This window comes from Janthinobacterium agaricidamnosum (genome assembly GCF_003667705.1).
GTDB lineage: Bacteria > Pseudomonadota > Gammaproteobacteria > Burkholderiales > Burkholderiaceae_D > Janthinobacterium.
This window is the reverse complement of the sequence record NZ_CP033019.1, coordinates 5584013-5603018: the sequence shown is the minus strand read 5'-3', so window position 1 is coordinate 5603018 and position 19006 is coordinate 5584013. Positions and strand designations below refer to the sequence as shown.

Here is a 19006-nt window from a genome sequence, read left to right as displayed (position 1 = left end):
AGGCGATGGAAACGGCGAATCCGCTATTTTACGCTGTCGCGTCAGCTGTGCGCTGCGGCTGCCAATGCCATGTTACCATTTGTCAACAATTACTAACTTGTCAATGCTGCGGCAGGCTAAAAGGGATACAAGGTGCTGGCGAAAAAAGTACTCAATAAAAAAGTCCTGCTCGGGACACTTGCCGGCGTGGCGCTGGTGGCGGCCGCGCTGGTCGGCTACCGGGTCTTCGGCTGGGGCATGCTGGGGCCGGTCAACGGCCTGAAGCTGGATTTATCGCGGCCCGACGCGCTGGTCCGCACGAAAAGCCTGTCAGCCTTGCCGCGCGACCTGCTGACAGTGCCGCTGGCGCGCGACGTGCTGCGCGAGGATTTCCTGTTCTATTACGAGCAGAGCGAAGACCGGCTGGGCCTCAAGGGCAGCTTGCGCCGCATCGCCTATGAGCATGAATTGGGCTGGGGCGACCAGCTGCTGCGCATGGTGCTGGACCAGCCGGCGGAAGTGGCCCTGTGGCGCGATGCCGACGGCTCGCTCAAGCATTTCGCCATCGCCGTCTCGCGCAGCCAGCTGACGCGCCTGCTCGAGGAAGCGGGCAAGATCGCCTTGAAGGATACGCAGATGCGCGTGGCCGGCAGCTTGCGCGTCAATGGCGGCCAAGTGCCCGTGTATGCGCTGAACTATGCCTACCAGCGCACCTTGCTGTTCGCCGCGCACGGCCAGCGCCTGGTCATCCTGTCCCATCCCGGCATGCTGTACGGTGGCAGCGACGGCAAGGATGGCGATGGCACGGCCGAGAAAACCGTGGCCAGCCTGCTGGCGCCGGAGCCGGCGAAACAAAACGTCTTTCATGCGCAATTCCATCTCGATCCAGCCGCGCCGGAGGGACACAGCATCGCCGTCAAGGCCGACTTCCTGTCGTTCGGCTACCAGCCCTTCTTTGGCGCGCTCGAAGCGCTGCGCTTCGATTTTCAACAGGGCGCCTGGCAATCGAAGGTGCTGCTCAATGCCGATAAACTGAAAAACGGTGCGTATGACAGCAGCGCCCTGTGGCCCGTGCTGCCGCATAACCCGAGCGCCTGCTTCAGCGTGCCGGTGGACTGGGCCGCGCTGCAGCCCGTGCTCAAGCGCCTGGGCGACAAGACATCGGAGCCGGTGGTGCCGCTGGCCGGGCACTTGCAAGGCCCCGCCGCCGCCTGCTGGTACGGCAGTTCGCGCCTGCATACGCCCGTGTTTGTCGCCACGCGCAGTGCGCAGGCCGGCGACGACGCTGTCTATGGCAGCCTGTTCGCGGCGGCCATCGGCGGCAAGGACCCCGTGCGCAAGACCACGGGCAAGGATGCTAAAGGTGAGTTCGTTCGCTGGGAGCGCAGCGTCGCCACGGCCCTCGGTCAGTCCACGCCGGCGCTGGCCGTGGCCGGCAATACGGTTGTCTTCTCGGCCGACGGCAAGCTGGTGGACCAGGTGCTGGCCGTGCGCCGCAAGCAGGCACCGGCCGCCAGCGACCTGCTGCCCGATGGCGCGCACACGATCGGCCTGATCGCGCCGGCCTCGCTGGCCCGCCTGATCCAGCTGGAAGCCTTTGATACCCTGCCTGCGAATAACGAACCGGTCTTGCGCGCGGCCGCCAACGAACACCTGGTGCCGCGCCTGAACGCCCTGAAAAAATATCCGCCGCTGCGCATGGTGCTCAAGCGGCAGCCAGCCAGCGGCACGTCGTGGGAAACGCTGGAATGGCAGGAGACGGCGCGATGACGGTGTCGCATGGACGGCGCGCTGCGCTGGCGGTGTGCGTCGCTGCTGTCGCCGCACCCGCCTGGGCCCTGCGCGCGGCCGCCGGGGGGCAAGTGCAGCTGTCGCAAGCCCAGAGCCGCGCGTTTCAGGCCTGGATGCTGCGCATCGTCAACGCGCAGATCGAACGGGGACCGTCGCCGCGCTGGACGCACCGCGATTGCGCCGGCCTGGTGCGCTTTGCCGTCAACGAAGCGCTCACCGTGCATGACGCGAAATGGCTGCACGCGAACGGCATCGCCAGCGACCGGCGCTTGCCGCCCGAGCTGGAACTGGACGCGAACCAGGCAGCCCTGCGCAACCGCTGGGTGCAGACGGATGGCAAGGTCGGCCACTTCGTCACGGCGCTGGCGCTGGTGCAGTACAACAGCCGCTTCGTCGCCCGCGAGATCAGCCAGGCACTGCCCGGCGACCTGCTGTTTTTCGACCAGGGCGACGAACAGCACCTGATGGTCTGGATGGGCGCGCGCATCGCCTATCACACCGGCACCGTCACCCCCGACGACAATGGTCTGCGGACCGTCGATATCAAAGAACTCACGAGCTGGAAGGACACGCGGTGGCAACCTGTGGTCAACAATCCGAATTTCGCCGGCGTGTTCCGGCTGGCGTTTTTATCATGAAGCCGATTTTTGTCATGAAGCTGTTCCTTGCCAGCCTGCTGGCCTTGGTCCTCATTGGCGGCGCCTCGGCGCAGCAGCGCGAACCGAGCAACTACAGCACCTTCAAGGGCGAGCCCTTCTTCCTGCTGTCGGACGCCAGCTACGGCAGTCTTGATGAAGCGCGCGTGCGGCTCGAGGTGCCCGGGCGCGACATGGGGCGCATGAACCTGGAAGCGTATTCGGGCGCCGACATCATCGTCTACCGCGTGCCCGAGCCGATGGAATTCCTGAAAAAGCAGCGTAATCTGCACCGCATCCAGGTCGAGGGCAATTACCAGGGCGAGGGCCTGGCCAATACCTTGAGCTTTCTGTGGGATAGCTGGTGGAAGCAGTCGCGCCTGGCCTGGCGCAAGCTGTTTTCCGGCGAAGCGCGCCTCGCGGTCACGAAAGAACAGCCGCAACTGGCAACGAAGGACGCGATCCGCAAGCCGACCGTATTTGCCAATCATCCGCAGTACAAGCCGATCAAGGGCATGGAGCTGGTCGACAGCTTCCGCTATCCGATCTGGCAGGCCAAGGCCATCGCGCCGCCGAAAGGCGTCAAGCTCGATGGCTCCAGCAGCGACTTTATCGTCGCCGGCGCCGGCAACGTGATGATCCCGCTGGGCAAGCGCAAGCCGGGCTTGTACCTGGTCGAAGCGATCATCGGCGAGCACCGCGCCACCACCCTGGTGTTTGTGTCGGACACGGTGGCCGTCACCAAGGTCTCTTCCGGCCAGATGCTGGTATGGACGGCGCGGCGCGACAACAGCGCCGCCGTGGCCGGCGCCAGCGTGGCGTGGACGGACGGTACCGGCGTGCTGCAGTCGGCTGTCACCGGCGCAGACGGTGTCGCCTCGCTCGAGCGCGGCAGCCCTGAACACACGTATGTGCTGGGCCAGGACGGCGCCGGCGGCGTGTTCGTGTCCGAGAATTTTTACTATGACAGCGAAATCTATAACACCAAGATTTATGCGGTGACCGACCGGCCCCTGTACCGTCCCGGCGACGAGGTCAACGTCAAATTCCTGGGCCGCGAATTCACCTCGGCGCGCGCCTCGCAGGCAGCAAGCGCTGCACCGATCAGCTTGAGCGTGCTCAATCCGAACGGCACGCCGCTGCTGACGCAAACGCTGCAGCTGTCCGGCGATACGGGTGCCGACACGCGCTTCCGCCTGCCCACGGAAGCCACCGCCGGCGGCTATGAACTGCGCTTCAATTACAAGGATGGCGTGTATGGCGCGGCCTTCCGCGTGGCCGAATACGTCAAGCCGCACTTTGAGATCAACGTCCAGCCATCGAAACCGGAATTCAAGACGGGCGAGGCGGTCAAAGGCAGCATCGCGCTGCGCTACCCCGATGGCAAACCGGTAAAAAACGCGAAGATGACCTTGTCCTTGCGCGGCCAGCAAAACACCATGGTCGAGGGGGAGCTGCGCTACAGCGGCCTGTTCCCGGTGGCCTTGAAGACCGAGGAAGTGACGAGCGACGGCAGCGGCAATGTGGACTTCACCTTGCCGCCCGCCGCCGATCCGTCGCGCTACATCTTGACCGTGCTGGCAACCGATGGCGCGGCCTACCGCGTCAAGACGACGCGCGAGCTGATGATAGAGCGCTCGAGCAGCAGCTACCAGCTGAAGGCCGTGCGCCAGTTTTCCGATCCGGGACAAAACGTGCATTTCGACCTGGTGGCCGATGGCCAAAGCGCGGCCAAGCCCGTGCGCTGGGAGATGGTGCAGCTGGAAAAACAGAGCAAGACCGAGGGCGCCTTCGATCCGGCTGCCAAGGGCTGGGACGTGACGTTCCCGGCCTCCGGCTCGTATCAGCTGGCGCTGCGCGACGAACGGGGCAACCTGCTGGCCGCCGCCAGCCACTGGGTCGCCGGCGATGGCGTGCAGACGACGCCGGGCAGCATCGAGATCGTGCTGGACCGCGCCCGCTACCGTCCGGGCGACACGGCCGAGGCATTGATCACCTTCTCCGACAAGGTCGACCAGGCCCTGTTGACGCTCGAGCGCGACAAGGTGGAACACCATGGCTTGATGGCCGGCGCTGCGGATTGGTACCAGGCGAAGCGCGTGGCGCCGCGCCAGTGGAGAGTGCGCATCCCGGTAAAAGAAGAGCATGGCCCGAACATGACGTTCTCGGTGGCGTACACGCGCAATGGCGATTTCGTGTTCGAGAACGCCGGCCTGCAAGTGATCGAGCCGCGCATCGCGCTGCAGTTCAAGAGCGACAAGGAGGTCTACCAGCCCGGCGAAAAGGTCACGCTGGACGTCAAGGCCACGCTGGACGGCAAGCCCTTGAGCACCCTGGTGGCGCTGGGCGTCGTCGATGAAATGATCTATGTGCTGCAGCCGGAAATAGCGCCCGACATCGGCGACTTCTTCTACCATCCGCGCCGCAACAACGTGCGCACCACGGCCAGCCTGTCCTTCATCAGCTACGACATGGCGCAGGGCCGCACGGCCGGCGCGCCCGCGCGCCACAACTACAACGAGCGCGGCGTCAAGGTGCTTGAACGCCCGCGCCGCGACAATATCGATACGGCCTACTGGGCGCCGTCGTTGAAGACCGACGCCAACGGCAATGCTCGCGTGAGCTTCACCATGCCTGACGCGCTGACGCGCTGGAGGATCACCGGCCGCGCGATGGATGAGCAGGGGCGCGTGGGCCAGCGCACCGCCTATCTGCGTTCCGACAAAAACTTCTATGCCAAGTGGACGGCGCCCGACTGGATGCGTGCCGGCGATGCGCCGCGCGCCTCGGTGGCCGTGTTCAACCAGACGGGCAAGGAGCAGGCGCTCGACGTCGTCCTCTCGGGCGGGGCGCAGCCGAAGACGGAAAAGCTGTCCGCCAAACCGGGCGTCAACTACGTCGAATTTCCGCTCGCTGCAGGCGCTAGCGTGCCGCTGCGCCTGGAGCTGAAACAGAACGGCAAGCTGGTCGACGCGTTGGAGGCGGCCATGCAAACCCTGCCCGCCGCCTGGAGCAGCCCGCGTTCGCTGGTGCTGCCGCTCGATGGCGCCACCGGTGATATGCCGCTCAAGCTGCCGGCCGACGCGCGCAATCTCCGCGTCTCGTTCGCTCAAGGAGCAGCCAGCCAGTTCGCGCGCATTGCCGACGACCTGATCGATTATCCGTATGGCTGCGTCGAGCAGACGGCGAGCCGTTTGATTCCGCTGGCGCTGGCCACGCAAAGCCTGGGGCCGGACGCCGGCGCCCTGCAAACGCTGCTCACGGCGCAGCGCCTGCGCCTGGTCTCGATGGCCGGCCCGAACGCCGTCTTCGGCTGGTGGGGCCACGCCACGGCCGGCAATGCCCTGATGACGGCATACGCTTATTACGCCGACTGGTACGCGGCGCGCGCGCTGCATATCGAACTGCCGCCCGAGCACTGGAACAAGCTGCTGGCCGTCTACAGCGAACATGGCTTGAAGGATGCGATGGGCGACCGCGCGCTGGTGCTGTGGATGGCGCGCGAGATGGGCTTGCCCACGCAGACATTGGCCGCGGGCCTGGTCGACGACAGCGCCATCGCCACCTTGGGCGGCAAGCCGCGCCAGGCGGGCGACAGTAGCAGCCTGCTGCTGGGCGGAGCCCTTGATCGCGAAGCGCAAGCGATGAGCCTTGGCCTGGTGGCGCTGGTCGCCAGCCAGAATGGCGTCGCCTTGCCGCATTCGCTGCAGTTGCAAGTGGCCAGCGCCTGGCAGGTGTTGCGCGAGTCCAAAGCGCCAGTGGCGCAAGCCTTGCTGATGCTGGCCGGCGAAATACCGCCATCGCAGGCGGACGCGGTGCTGGCCGGCGTGCGCGCCGAGATGCCGACCCTGGACCGCGCGATGACGTTGATGTGGGTGCAGAAGAAGCTGGGTGGCGCATCGTTCGGCAAGGGGCCGGCCGTCGCGCTGGACGGCGCCTGGCAGAAACGCGACAGCCGCAGCGGCCATCCGCTGTGGCGCTGGCTTGACGCCAAGGGCGTGCCTGACAAACTGCGTCTTGCTGCACCGGCGCCGGCCGGCACGGTGGCTGTGGTGCAGTACGACAGCTATGCCGCCGAAGCGCAGACCTTGCCGGTCACCGTCGAAAGGCGCATCCTGCGCATGAAGGCGGGCAAGGGCGGCTACACGACGGAGCTGGTCAAGCCGGGCGAGGCGCTCAGCACGGACGCGCTGTACCTCGATGAAATCACCTTGAAAGCGGCACCGGGTGCGAAGCACCGCTTTGGCTTGCTGGAGGTGGCGCTGCCGCCCGGTGCCATGGTCGAATCGACGACCTGGGGCATGGTCATGGCGGGCGACAAGCCGGTCGCGCTGGAACGCGCGCGCCACACGGAGCGCCGCGACGGTTACGCGGTGCCGGTCGAGCCGTTGGAAGGCGCCGTGACCGTGCGCCATTTGCTGCGCTTTGCGCAGAAGGGCAGTTACGTGCTGCCGCCGGCGCGCTTTTACCGCATGTACCAGCCGGAGCAGAAAGCCTTCGAGGGCGGCGGCAAGAGCACGCGCGCGTTGAAGGTCGAGTGATGCGTTTTGTGCGTCCTGCATTGATGGCGGCCCTGCTGCTGGCCATGCCTGCCTGGTCGGCTTCATTGGACGTGGCCTGGTGGCGCGACGGCAAGATGGAGGTGCGCCAGCTGCGCCAGGGCGGCGCAGCGCCGCCGCCGTTTGACGGCACGCGGCAAGTGCCGCTGGCCAGCCTGTGGAAGCTGTTCGTATATGTCTACGCGAGCGATAACAAGGTGGCGATGCCCGACTACCGCTGCGGCGGCCGCGATCCGGAAGAAGTGTATTGCTGCGATGCGGGTCAGAGCATCGGCCACGATGCGGCGCTGGCGCAGTCCTGCGGCCCCTTCTTCTCGCCGAAGCGTCTGATGATCACGGCCGCGCCGTGGCGCCAATACTGGACCACCCGTTTAGGTAGCGCGCCGGCAGGGGACTTTGCCTGGCTGGCGGACCCCGCGCAGCTGGCGCCGGGGCGGCTGGTACGGCTGGACAGCCTGCTGCGCGCGCTGGACAGCATACCGGCTGCCAGCCGGATGGATGCCGAAGCGGCGCTGTTGCGCGTCGTGCTCGATGGACGCGGTGCCGGCACGGCGCGTTGGTTCGGCAGCCAGCTGCGCGTGAAGACGTATTCCTGGCACGAGCAGCGCCGGGTAGATGAACGGATTGGCGGCGCGGCCGGCTGGCTGGCCGATGGCACCCCGATCTGGTTTGGCGGCGCAGGCGGCAGCAGCAATGTCTTTGAACAGTGGGCGCCCAGGCTGGCCGCCAGTCTGCCGCCAGTGGGTGCGGCCGACGATGGCGGCTGCGTGGTCGTCGATTACTTCAAGCGCTATCCGATCCGTGCCGTGCGCGGCGAGCGCGGCGTGGCCGTCCCCGGCCCGCTGAATGGCCGCTACCATGTTCGGTTCGAAAATGGCCAGAACCTGGCCTTGCGCAGCAGCGGCGAGTTGATGCTGGTACAAGAGCAGGGAGGCCGCCCGCAATTGCGCGGCCGCTTCGGCGTCAATGAATATGTGGCGCGCGTGCTTGACCGCGAAGCGAGCGCGAATGAGCCGGAAGCGGCCAAGGCGCTGGCGATTGCCGCGCGCACGTATCTGCAGCAGAACGCAGTAACCGTCGCGGGCTGTCAGCAGATCGCCGACAGCAGCGCGACCCAGCGCGTCAGTCCCAGCCCCGCTACGCCGGCGGCGCTGGCGATTGCGCGCTGGACCGACCAGCTGATCGTCGATGGCGTCACCGTGCGCTATCACAGCAACCAAGCGTCCGAGGGCACGATGGCGTGGAGCGAGGCGGTACGCCAGGCGAAACAGGGCAAGCAATATGATGAATTGCTGGCGGCGGCCTATCCGGGCGGCGCGCTGAGCACCGTTGGCAATACCGGCGTGCGTTGCCGTCGCCTGGCGCAGAACGAGGATTGGCTGGCGCGATCCGTGCCGCGCTGGCAGCGCGTGCTGCTGCGCGAGGCCGGCTACGAGGCGCCGCCGCAAGCGCCGCTGGTCTGCGCCCTGTCCAGCGGCGCACCGTATTCGGAACAGTCGCGCAACCGCATCTTCATGCGCCCGCTGGCCACGCGCGAAGACCGGATCACCTTGGCCCATGAATATTTGCACCTTGGCCTGCGCCGCCATCCGCGCGGCCAGGACGAAGAATATGTCGAGCGGCTGGCCCGCCGGCTCGTCGACCTTAACCTGGAGGCCCTGTGAGTTTTTATATCCGTTGCTCGATTCCGCTAATGCTGTTGCCACTCTGGGCCCAGGCCCAGGTCACCATCGATGCACCGAAGGGCGGCTGGCGCAATTCGGCTGGCGCGCAGGAGGAATACACGCAAGCGGTCAATTATCCCGCCGCGTCGGCCAACCTGCAGCCGGGCCAGGCCGAGACGGCGCAGATACGGGGGCGTATCGCGGGCGCCGTCAAGGGCAAGCCCGCCACTTTGGTGGTCAATGGCGTGGCGATGCCGATGGAGGTGGGGGAGGATGGCAGCTACGGTCGCCCCTATGGTTTCGGCAGCGGCTCGAACAGCGTGGAAGTGCGCTCGCCCGATGGCAGAAGCCGCGCGCGGACCCAGTTTGTCGACAGCTACCAGGGCAAGACGCAAGCGCGCTTGCGTATCGTGCTGTCGTGGGACAGCGCCGGCACCGATCTTGATCTGCATGTGGTCACGCCGGACGGCGGCCACGCCTGGTACGGCAACCGCGTCCTGAAAGATGGCGGCGCGCTGGATGTGGACGTGACGACCGGCTATGGCCCTGAAATCTTTTCCAGCGCGGCACCCCTGAAGGGCAATTATCACGCGTATGTCAATTACTACGGTAGCGGCGAGAACACCGCCATGCTGACCGTCGCCCGCCTGTCGATCATCACCAATGAAGGCACGCCGCGGGAAAAGCTGCAGAGCTTCCAGGTGCCGATGCGGGCCGCCGGCGAGCTGACCTTGGTGAAATCGTTCGTCTTGCCATAAATGGCTCTTGCGGACACGCTGTCGCTTGGCTATAATTCGCCCCCTCGCTGAACGACGCATGCAAATGCCGAGTAAAGCAGGGTAAAAAAGAAGGTTGACGAATTAGCCGAAACGCTTCATACTCTTCCTTCTTCGCAGCTGACAAACACAACGCTTTGTCAATAGCGCGAAAGTAGCACCGAATACAGTTCTTTAACAATTAACAGTCGATAAGTGTGGGCATTTGATGTAAGTGCAGCAGTGATCTTCGGATCGCTGTAAAACTTAAAATATCAAATGTTCACGAAGAAATAAATGAAATAGGACGCTTCGCAAGAAGTGGCCTGTCAGTTGTTTTTGAAGTGAGCGACCCGTCAGCAATGACGGTGCCGGTAAAACGGCAAAGTAACAGAGATTAAACTGAAGAGTTTGATCCTGGCTCAGATTGAACGCTGGCGGCATGCCTTACACATGCAAGTCGAACGGCAGCACGGAGCTTGCTCTGGTGGCGAGTGGCGAACGGGTGAGTAATATATCGGAACGTACCCTAGAGTGGGGGATAACGTAGCGAAAGTTACGCTAATACCGCATACGATCTAAGGATGAAAGTGGGGGATCGCAAGACCTCATGCTCGTGGAGCGGCCGATATCTGATTAGCTAGTTGGTAGGGTAAAAGCCTACCAAGGCATCGATCAGTAGCTGGTCTGAGAGGACGACCAGCCACACTGGAACTGAGACACGGTCCAGACTCCTACGGGAGGCAGCAGTGGGGAATTTTGGACAATGGGCGAAAGCCTGATCCAGCAATGCCGCGTGAGTGAAGAAGGCCTTCGGGTTGTAAAGCTCTTTTGTCAGGGAAGAAACGGTGAGAGCTAATATCTCTTGCTAATGACGGTACCTGAAGAATAAGCACCGGCTAACTACGTGCCAGCAGCCGCGGTAATACGTAGGGTGCAAGCGTTAATCGGAATTACTGGGCGTAAAGCGTGCGCAGGCGGTTTTGTAAGTCTGATGTGAAATCCCCGGGCTCAACCTGGGAATTGCATTGGAGACTGCAAGGCTAGAATCTGGCAGAGGGGGGTAGAATTCCACGTGTAGCAGTGAAATGCGTAGATATGTGGAGGAACACCGATGGCGAAGGCAGCCCCCTGGGTCAAGATTGACGCTCATGCACGAAAGCGTGGGGAGCAAACAGGATTAGATACCCTGGTAGTCCACGCCCTAAACGATGTCTACTAGTTGTCGGGTCTTAATTGACTTGGTAACGCAGCTAACGCGTGAAGTAGACCGCCTGGGGAGTACGGTCGCAAGATTAAAACTCAAAGGAATTGACGGGGACCCGCACAAGCGGTGGATGATGTGGATTAATTCGATGCAACGCGAAAAACCTTACCTACCCTTGACATGGCTGGAATCCCCGAGAGATTGGGGAGTGCTCGAAAGAGAACCAGTACACAGGTGCTGCATGGCTGTCGTCAGCTCGTGTCGTGAGATGTTGGGTTAAGTCCCGCAACGAGCGCAACCCTTGTCATTAGTTGCTACGAAAGGGCACTCTAATGAGACTGCCGGTGACAAACCGGAGGAAGGTGGGGATGACGTCAAGTCCTCATGGCCCTTATGGGTAGGGCTTCACACGTCATACAATGGTACATACAGAGCGCCGCCAACCCGCGAGGGGGAGCTAATCGCAGAAAGTGTATCGTAGTCCGGATTGTAGTCTGCAACTCGACTGCATGAAGTTGGAATCGCTAGTAATCGCGGATCAGCATGTCGCGGTGAATACGTTCCCGGGTCTTGTACACACCGCCCGTCACACCATGGGAGCGGGTTTTACCAGAAGTAGGTAGCTTAACCGTAAGGAGGGCGCTTACCACGGTAGGATTCGTGACTGGGGTGAAGTCGTAACAAGGTAGCCGTATCGGAAGGTGCGGCTGGATCACCTCCTTTCTAGAGTTTGCACGAATCAGGTAACTGGTTCACGCATCAAATGTTCACACTTATCGGCTGTTAATAAAGAAGAACAGCATTTGGGGCTGTAGCTCAGCTGGTTAGAGCACCGTGTTGATAACGCGGGGGTCGTTGGTTCGAGTCCAACCAGCCCTACCAGTTTCTGTAGTCTGGAAATACCCATAGGGGGATTAGCTCAGCTGGGAGAGCACCTGCTTTGCAAGCAGGGGGTCGTCGGTTCGATCCCGTCATCCTCCACCAAAAGTTCAAACGTAAATCAGCGCAGATGGCGCCGGGATTTAGGTTTGGTCTTTTCGAGATCAAGTGCTGTATGTTCTTTAACAATCTGGAAGAAGTAAAGATTATTTATTGATCGGTTTGCCGTAAAACGCAAATCGATGGGTAATGATTGTATGTATCAACAAACAAGCAACAACGTTGTACTTTCTTATCCCTGTAGCGCTCTTTTCGTTTGAAAGAATGAAGAGGCTAACGTTATAGGGACAAGCGAATAAGTGCACATGGTGGATGCCTTGGCGATTACAGGCGATGAAGGACGTAGTAGCTTGCGATAAGCTGCGGGGAGTGAGCAAACACACTTTGATCCGCAGATTTCCGAATGGGGCAACCCACCCTTTTAGGGTATTGCATACTGAATACATAGGTATGCAAGGCGAACGCGGCGAACTGAAACATCTAAGTAGCTGCAGGAAAAGAAATCAACCGAGATTCCCAAAGTAGCGGCGAGCGAAATGGGAAGAGCCTGTACGTGATAGTCGGACCGATAACAGAATCCTCTGGAAATAGGAGCCATAGTGGGTGATAGCCCCGTATGTGAAATCGGACCGGTGGTACTAAGCGTACGACAAGTAGGGCGGGACACGTGACATCCTGTCTGAATATGGGGGGACCATCCTCCAAGGCTAAATACTCGTAATCGACCGATAGTGAACCAGTACCGTGAGGGAAAGGCGAAAAGAACCCCGGAAGGGGAGTGAAATAGATCCTGAAACCGTGTGCATACAAACAGTAGGAGCGGACTTGTTCCGTGACTGCGTACCTTTTGTATAATGGGTCAGCGACTTACATTCAGTGGCAAGGTTAACCGCATAGGGAAGCCGTAGAGAAATCGAGTCCGAATAGGGCGATCAGTCGCTGGGTGTAGACCCGAAACCAAGTGATCTACTCATGGCCAGGATGAAGGTGCGGTAACACGCCCTGGAGGTCCGAACCCACTAATGTTGAAAAATTAGGGGATGAGCTGTGGGTAGGGGTGAAAGGCTAAACAAACTTGGAAATAGCTGGTTCTCTCCGAAAACTATTTAGGTAGTGCCTCAAGTATCACCATCGGGGGTAGAGCACTGTTATGGCTAGGGGGTCATTGCGACTTACCAAACCATTGCAAACTCCGAATACCGATGAGTGCGAGCTTGGGAGACAGACGTCGGGTGCTAACGTCCGGCGTCAAGAGGGAAACAACCCAGACCGCCAGCTAAGGTCCCAAAGATTGGCTAAGTGGAAAACGAAGTGGGAAGGCTAAAACAGTCAGGATGTTGGCTTAGAAGCAGCCATCATTTAAAGAAAGCGTAATAGCTCACTGATCGAGTCGTCCTGCGCGGAAGATGTAACGGGGCTAAGCCAGTCACCGAAGCTGCGGATATGCGTAAGCATATGGTAGGAGAGCGTTCTGTAAGCCTGCGAAGGTGTCTTGTAAAGGATGCTGGAGGTATCAGAAGTGCGAATGCTGACATGAGTAGCGATAATGGGGGTGAAAAGCCTCCACGCCGTAAGCCCAAGGTTTCCTGTTCAACGTTCATCGGAGCAGGGTGAGTCGGCCCCTAAGGCGAGGCAGAGATGCGTAGCTGATGGGAAGCAGGTTAATATTCCTGCACCGTCGTATGATGCGATGGGGGGACGGATCGCGGAAGGTTGTCTGACTGTTGGAATAGTCAGTTTCTGTCTCATAGAAGGCGCTTAGGCAAATCCGGGCGCAGGATTCAAGGGGATGGGACGAGTGAATTTATTCACGAAGCAATCGGAAGTGGTTCCAAGAAAAGCCTCTAAGCTTCAGTCATACGAGACCGTACCGCAAACCGACACAGGTGGGCGAGATGAGTATTCTAAGGCGCTTGAGAGAACTCGGGAGAAGGAACTCGGCAAATTGGTACCGTAACTTCGGGAAAAGGTACGCCCCGGTAGCTTGATTGGTTTACTCCATGAGGGTGAAAGGGTTGCAATAAACTGGTGGCTGCGACTGTTTAATAAAAACACAGCACTCTGCAAACACGAAAGTGGACGTATAGGGTGTGACGCCTGCCCGGTGCTGGAAGATTAAATGATGGGGTGCAAGCTCTTGATTGAAGTCCCAGTAAACGGCGGCCGTAACTATAACGGTCCTAAGGTAGCGAAATTCCTTGTCGGGTAAGTTCCGACCTGCACGAATGGCGTAACGATGGCCACACTGTCTCCTCCCGAGACTCAGCGAAGTTGAAATGTTTGTGATGATGCAATCTACCCGCGGCTAGACGGAAAGACCCCATGAACCTTTACTGTAGCTTTGCATTGGACTTTGAACCAATCTGTGTAGGATAGGTGGGAGGCTTTGAAGCGGGGACGCTAGTTCTCGTGGAGCCAACCTTGAAATACCACCCTGGTTTGTTTGAGGTTCTAACCTTGGTCCGTTATCCGGATCGGGGACAGTGCATGGTAGGCAGTTTGACTGGGGCGGTCTCCTCCTAAAGTGTAACGGAGGAGTTCGAAGGTACGCTAGATACGGTCGGACATCGTGTTGATAGTGCAATGGCATAAGCGTGCTTAACTGCGAGACTGACAAGTCGAGCAGGTACGAAAGTAGGACATAGTGATCCGGTGGTTCTGTATGGAAGGGCCATCGCTCAACGGATAAAAGGTACTCTGGGGATAACAGGCTGATTCCTCCCAAGAGTTCATATCGACGGGGGAGTTTGGCACCTCGATGTCGGCTCATCACATCCTGGGGCTGTAGCCGGTCCCAAGGGTATGGCTGTTCGCCATTTAAAGTGGTACGTGAGCTGGGTTTAAAACGTCGTGAGACAGTTTGGTCCCTATCTGCCGTGGGCGTTGGAAATTTGAAGGGGGCTGCTCCTAGTACGAGAGGACCGGAGTGGACGAACCTCTGGTGTACCGGTTGTCACGCCAGTGGCATTGCCGGGTAGCTAAGTTCGGAAGAGATAACCGCTGAAAGCATCTAAGCGGGAAACTTGCCTTGAGATGAGATTTCCCAGAGCCTTGAGCTCTTTGAAGGGTCGTTCGAGACCAGGACGTTGATAGGCTGGGTGTGGAAGTGCAGTAATGCATTAAGCTAACCAGTACTAATTGCCCGTACGGCTTGTCCCTATAACCTTAGCAGGTACAGAGGATAAGACGGTACAACGTTGCGTGTGTGTTGATACCATTCATTACCCCAATCTTTGCTTCTTCCAGATTCATGGCCTTGTCGTCCTACAGGAGACAAGCGTCAGTACAAGTTATGCCTGATGACCATAGCAAGTTGGTCCCACCCCTTCCCATCCCGAACAGGACCGTGAAACAACTTTGCGCCGATGATAGTGCTGCAACCAGTGTGAAAGTAGGTTATCGTCAGGCTTGTTATTTGAAGCAACAGCCTTTGGCTGTGGTTTCTTGAGAAAAACCCGATCAGCAATGGTCGGGTTTTTTTTCGTCTGGCGGTTTTGCGGGGTGCCGCGGGTGGTTGTCGGCTGACGCTGCGCTAAGCCGACCTGCGCCGACCTGCGCCGATCCACCGACCGACGGTCAGTGTGAGGGGGGCTGACCCCGGCTGTTCAGCAGGCGAAAAAAAAAGCAGCGCTGTGCGCTGCCTTTGTCATTTATCACCACATGTTGTGCACGACGGGCACCGTCATGTTCTCTTCATATTGACACTGTACGATGATGTCCATTCTCATCAAGTAACGTGTGCACCCATGCTGTCCAAGCTTAAACTCGTCAAAACTTCCAAAGGCATCGATAGCATCCTGATGCTGTCGGCCATGCTGATACTCTGGATCGGCAATTACAGCAACCTCGACCTCATGATTGCCGACAGTATGTTCGACGGTGCGCGTGGGCAATTTGTCGGCGCTGACAGCGTGTGGGCGCGCAGTTTTCAGATCGGTATGATCTTGCTTGGCGCCGTCATGATCGCGCTGGCCGTGTGGGACACCTTGCGTCCGTTGGCCTGGCTTGCTTCGCGTCGCAGCGCCTTGCGCGTGGTGGCGCTGTCGGCTATCTTCGTGCCGCTAAGCATCTATTTGCTCTCTTCCTTCAGCGACGTGCCCTGTCCCACGGATTTGTTGCGTTATGGTGGACTGGAGCCGTACACGCGCCTGTTGGAAACATTGCCAGCCAGCGCATCTGCCATGGCATGCCTGCCTGCTACCCAGGCGAACACTGCCTGGTGGATGCTGGCCTTGCCATTGTTCTGTCTGCCCGGGCGACCACGCACGGCGCTGCTGCTCGCTTGCGTCATGCTGCTGTGCGGTTTGGCGGCAAGCTGGCAGCAACAGTTGCAAGGTACGCAATTCTTTACACACACCTTGTGGTCTGCCTGGATTGCTGCTTTCCTGATCTATCTGCTGCATCATTTGTTCCGGGCCGAGGACGCGTTGGCCTGAAACACGAAAGTACGTCACAATCTGCCTGTCGAGTTGTCGTTTCATACAAAAACAGGAGCACCATGAACGAGCAGATTGCGAGAGAAGTGGTATTGGTCCGTGCTATCGAGACGGCCGACCAGAAAAAAGAAGTCCTCAGCGAGGATGACCGCATGTATGCCAGCCGCAGTGCGCGTGAGCTTGCGCAGTGGCAAGCTTCGGGCAAGCAGGCCGAAGTCACGGGTGACGATTTCCTGCAGCAGCGTTCCGAGCTGATCCTCAAGCGCATCACCGAGCGCACTCCCGCCTTCGCTGCTTTCGCGAAGCGTCGCAACGGCATGAAGACCATGGCGCTGGCCTTGCCCCTGCTGGCTTTGCTGCTGGGCGCCGGACTGGACCGTATAACGGACCCCCATCGCGTCGACTTGCTGTCGGCGCCCTTGCTGCTGATCATCGCCTGGAATGTGCTGGTCTACCTGGGCTTGCTGATCTGGCTATGCATCCCTTCGCACTCGCTCGGCTGGCCGAAAGCGGGGCTGGTGCGCCACCTGAGCGTAGGGCGCCTTGCCTTGCCGCGCAAACTGCCGCACGCCTTGTCTTCGGGCTTGCTCAGTTTCATGGGCGAGTGGGCGCATTTGAGCGCCAAGCTGACGGCCGCGCGCCTGGGCCGTACCATCCACTTGAGCGCTGCCATGTTTGCCATTGGCGCCGTCGCCTCGTTGTATGCGCGCGGTTTTCTGTCGCAATACGCGGCCGGCTGGGAAAGCACGTTTCTGAATGCCGGCCAGGTGCACAGCCTGCTGTCGACCCTGTTTGCGCCGGCCATTGCCCTGTTTCACTTACAAGGTTTTTCGCTGGCGGAAATCGAAGCGCTGCGCTTCCCGCAAACGACGACCGTCGAAGGCGGCGCACGCTGGGTGCATTTGTATGCGGCGACGATTTTCCTGCTGGTGGTCGTCCCCCGCCTGATCCTGGCCCTGGTCAATAATTGGCGCGCCGCGCGCCTGGCCAGGCAGTTTCCGCTGGATCTCGATCAGCCGTATTTCCGCAAGCTTAATGAAAGCATCGGTGTGGCCACGGGCGGCATGCTGCGCGTCTTGCCCTACAGCTTTACTGTCGATGAGGCACGCCACAAGGGTCTGGGGCAAATCGCCCTCATGCTGTTTGGCGAGCAGGGGCGCATGATGCTGCGTCCATCAACGTCGTATGGCGAAGAGCCGCAGGACGTCTTGCGCGACACGGACTTGAACGATCCACAAGTCAATATCACGGCCGTGCTGTTCAATCTGACGGCGACGCCGGAAAAGGAAAATCACGGGGCCTTCCTCGATTATCTGGTGCAATCGTCGGCGCGCGGCATCGCTGTCCTGATCGACGAGTCCAGCTACCTGGAGCGCGCGGGCGAGCAGGCGGATAACGGCGCGCGTCTGGCGGAACGGGTCGCCTTGTGGCAGCAGTTCTGCCAGTTCCATAAAGCCACGGCCACCGTGGTCAATTTGCTCAACCCTGCCTTGCACCCGCTTGATGCCGGTGTCGGCTTGAAAGTATCGGCAGCAGCATGAGTGTAAACGTGAATAAAGATGTGCAAGATGACGCGGTGCAGATTCAGTTTGCGCTGATTTCGCACACGAATAATGGCAAGACAACACTCGCGCGTACCCTCGTGGGCGTGGATGTGGGCGAAGTGCGCGACGCTGCCCACGTAACCGTGTTTGCCGAATCGCATACCTTGTTGGCCACGCCACAGGGTGATGCTTTGCAATTGTGGGACACGCCCGGCTTTGGCGACTCCGTGCGTCTGCTCAAGCGCCTGGGCCAGTCAGGCAATCCCATCGGCTGGTTTCTGCGTGAAGTGCTGGACCGTTATCGCGACCGCCCGTTTTGGCTCAGCCAGCAGGCGCTGCGCACGGCCAAGGACTCCGCCGACGTGGTGTTGTACCTGGTGAATTCCTCGGAACATCCGAAGGATGCGGGCTACTTGCCGGCGGAAATGAAAATCCTCGCCTGGCTGGATAAGCCTGTGGTGGTCTTGCTCAATCAGATGGGGCCGCCGCGTCCGGGTAATGAGGAACATGGCGAGCAGGCGCGCTGGCGCGAGCATTTGCAGCAGTATCCAATCGTGCGCGATGTCCTGGCGCTCGATGCCTTTGCCCGCTGCTGGGTGCATGAACGCGTGTTTTACGAAGCTGTGGGTAAATTGTTGCCGCAGTCGCAGCAAGCAGGCTATGCGCGTTTGTTTGCTGCCTGGCAAGAGCAGAATACGGCACGTTTCCGGCAGGCGATGCACTTGCTGGCCACGCAACTGGCGGTGGCCGGGCAGGATCGCGAAGCCATCGAGCCCGCCTCTAAGGGGCTGCTGAAATCGGCCTTGCAGGTCGTTGGCATAGGCAAGAACGCAGAGCAGCAACGCCAGGAAAAGGCCATGGCCAGCCTGGTGGCGCGGCTTAATGCGCACAGCGGTATCACCACGCGTGAGCTTTTGATCTTGCACAAACTCGACCCGACCGACGCGCATAAGATCAATAGCCGGATACGGGAGAACTTCGCCGTGCGCGCGCCGATCGACAAGGCGCAGGCAGGGCTATTGGGCGCGATGATTTCCGGTGCGGCGACGGGGCTGTCGGCCGACCTGATTTCCGGCGGCCTGACCTTGGGCACGGGCGCCCTGCTTGGCGGTGTGGTTGGTGCGTTGACGTTTGCGGGCGCAGCCTGGGGCTTTAATTCCGGAACGGACCGCAACGAGCCCACGATGCAATTTACCGATGCCTTCCTGCGCACCTTGGTGGTGGCGGGCGTGCTGCGTTACCTGGCGGTGGCGCACTTTGGCCGTGGCCGCGGCAACTTTGTCGAAAGCGAGGCGCCGGCCTTCTGGCAGGATGAAGTCGAGCAGGCGGTGGCGCGTCATGAGAGCGCATTGGTCGAGTTATGGAAAGAGGTGCGCCGCGCGAAGTCCAATGAACTGGCTGCCGAATGTGTGCAGCCCATCATCACGGCGATCACTGCCGATGTGCTGGCGCGTCTGTACCCGGACGTGACGCAGCAGATGTAAATACGAGCTTCCA

General features: G+C 60.3%; 8 protein-coding genes, 2 tRNA genes and 3 rRNA genes. All 13 read left to right on the top strand.

What is annotated here, in order from left to right:
- Positions 1–132 precede the first annotated feature (132 nt).
- The 13 genes from D9M09_RS25335 to D9M09_RS25275 all read left to right on the top strand — a co-directional run bounded on the left by D9M09_RS25335 (position 133) and on the right by D9M09_RS25275 (position 18993).
- A complete protein-coding gene (locus tag D9M09_RS25335) occupies positions 133–1749 on the top strand; it encodes a DUF2138 family protein (RefSeq protein ID WP_121670651.1) in 1617 nt (538 codons plus the stop codon).
- A complete protein-coding gene (locus D9M09_RS25330) occupies positions 1746–2408 on the top strand; it encodes a DUF1175 family protein (protein WP_240453473.1) in 663 nt (220 codons plus the stop codon). Before D9M09_RS25335 ends, D9M09_RS25330 begins: the two co-directional genes overlap by 4 nt.
- On the top strand, positions 2405–6946 hold the full coding sequence (locus tag D9M09_RS25325; RefSeq protein ID WP_240453472.1) for an alpha-2-macroglobulin family protein: 4542 nt from the start codon (positions 2405–2407) through the stop codon (positions 6944–6946). Before D9M09_RS25330 ends, D9M09_RS25325 begins: the two co-directional genes overlap by 4 nt.
- On the top strand, positions 6946–8628 hold the full coding sequence (locus D9M09_RS25320) for a DUF2300 domain-containing protein (RefSeq protein ID WP_121670649.1): 1683 nt from the start codon (positions 6946–6948) through the stop codon (positions 8626–8628). Before D9M09_RS25325 ends, D9M09_RS25320 begins: the two co-directional genes overlap by 1 nt.
- 29 nt (positions 8629–8657) lie before the next feature.
- On the top strand, positions 8658–9386 hold the full coding sequence (locus D9M09_RS25315) for a YfaP family protein (RefSeq protein WP_070224745.1): 729 nt from the start codon (positions 8658–8660) through the stop codon (positions 9384–9386).
- A 396-nt stretch (positions 9387–9782) separates the two neighbouring features.
- A 16S ribosomal RNA gene (locus tag D9M09_RS25310) occupies positions 9783–11313 on the top strand.
- Between the two features lie 82 nt (positions 11314–11395).
- Positions 11396–11472: transfer RNA gene (locus D9M09_RS25305), tRNA-Ile, on the top strand.
- 26 nt (positions 11473–11498) lie between these two features.
- A tRNA-Ala gene (locus tag D9M09_RS25300) sits at positions 11499–11574 on the top strand.
- 240 nt (positions 11575–11814) lie between these two features.
- A 23S ribosomal RNA gene (locus tag D9M09_RS25295) occupies positions 11815–14688 on the top strand.
- 136 nt (positions 14689–14824) lie between these two features.
- Positions 14825–14937 (top strand): 5S ribosomal RNA (gene rrf / locus D9M09_RS25290).
- Together the 16S, 23S and 5S rRNA genes with 2 tRNA genes alongside form the textbook arrangement of a ribosomal RNA operon.
- Before the next feature lie 338 nt (positions 14938–15275).
- Positions 15276–15965, top strand: coding sequence for a hypothetical protein (locus D9M09_RS25285; protein WP_083287493.1), 690 nt, complete (start codon positions 15276–15278; stop codon positions 15963–15965).
- Positions 15966–16027: 62 nt separating this feature from the next.
- The gene (locus tag D9M09_RS25280; RefSeq protein ID WP_070223772.1) at positions 16028–17506 is read left to right on the top strand and encodes a DUF2868 domain-containing protein; all 1479 of its coding nucleotides are present in this window, start codon (positions 16028–16030) and stop codon (positions 17504–17506) included.
- The gene (locus D9M09_RS25275) at positions 17503–18993 is read left to right on the top strand and encodes a DUF3482 domain-containing protein (protein WP_070223770.1); all 1491 of its coding nucleotides are present in this window, start codon (positions 17503–17505) and stop codon (positions 18991–18993) included. The genes D9M09_RS25280 and D9M09_RS25275 overlap by 4 nt, the downstream gene beginning before the upstream one ends.
- The last annotated feature ends 13 nt before the right edge of the window (positions 18994–19006 follow it).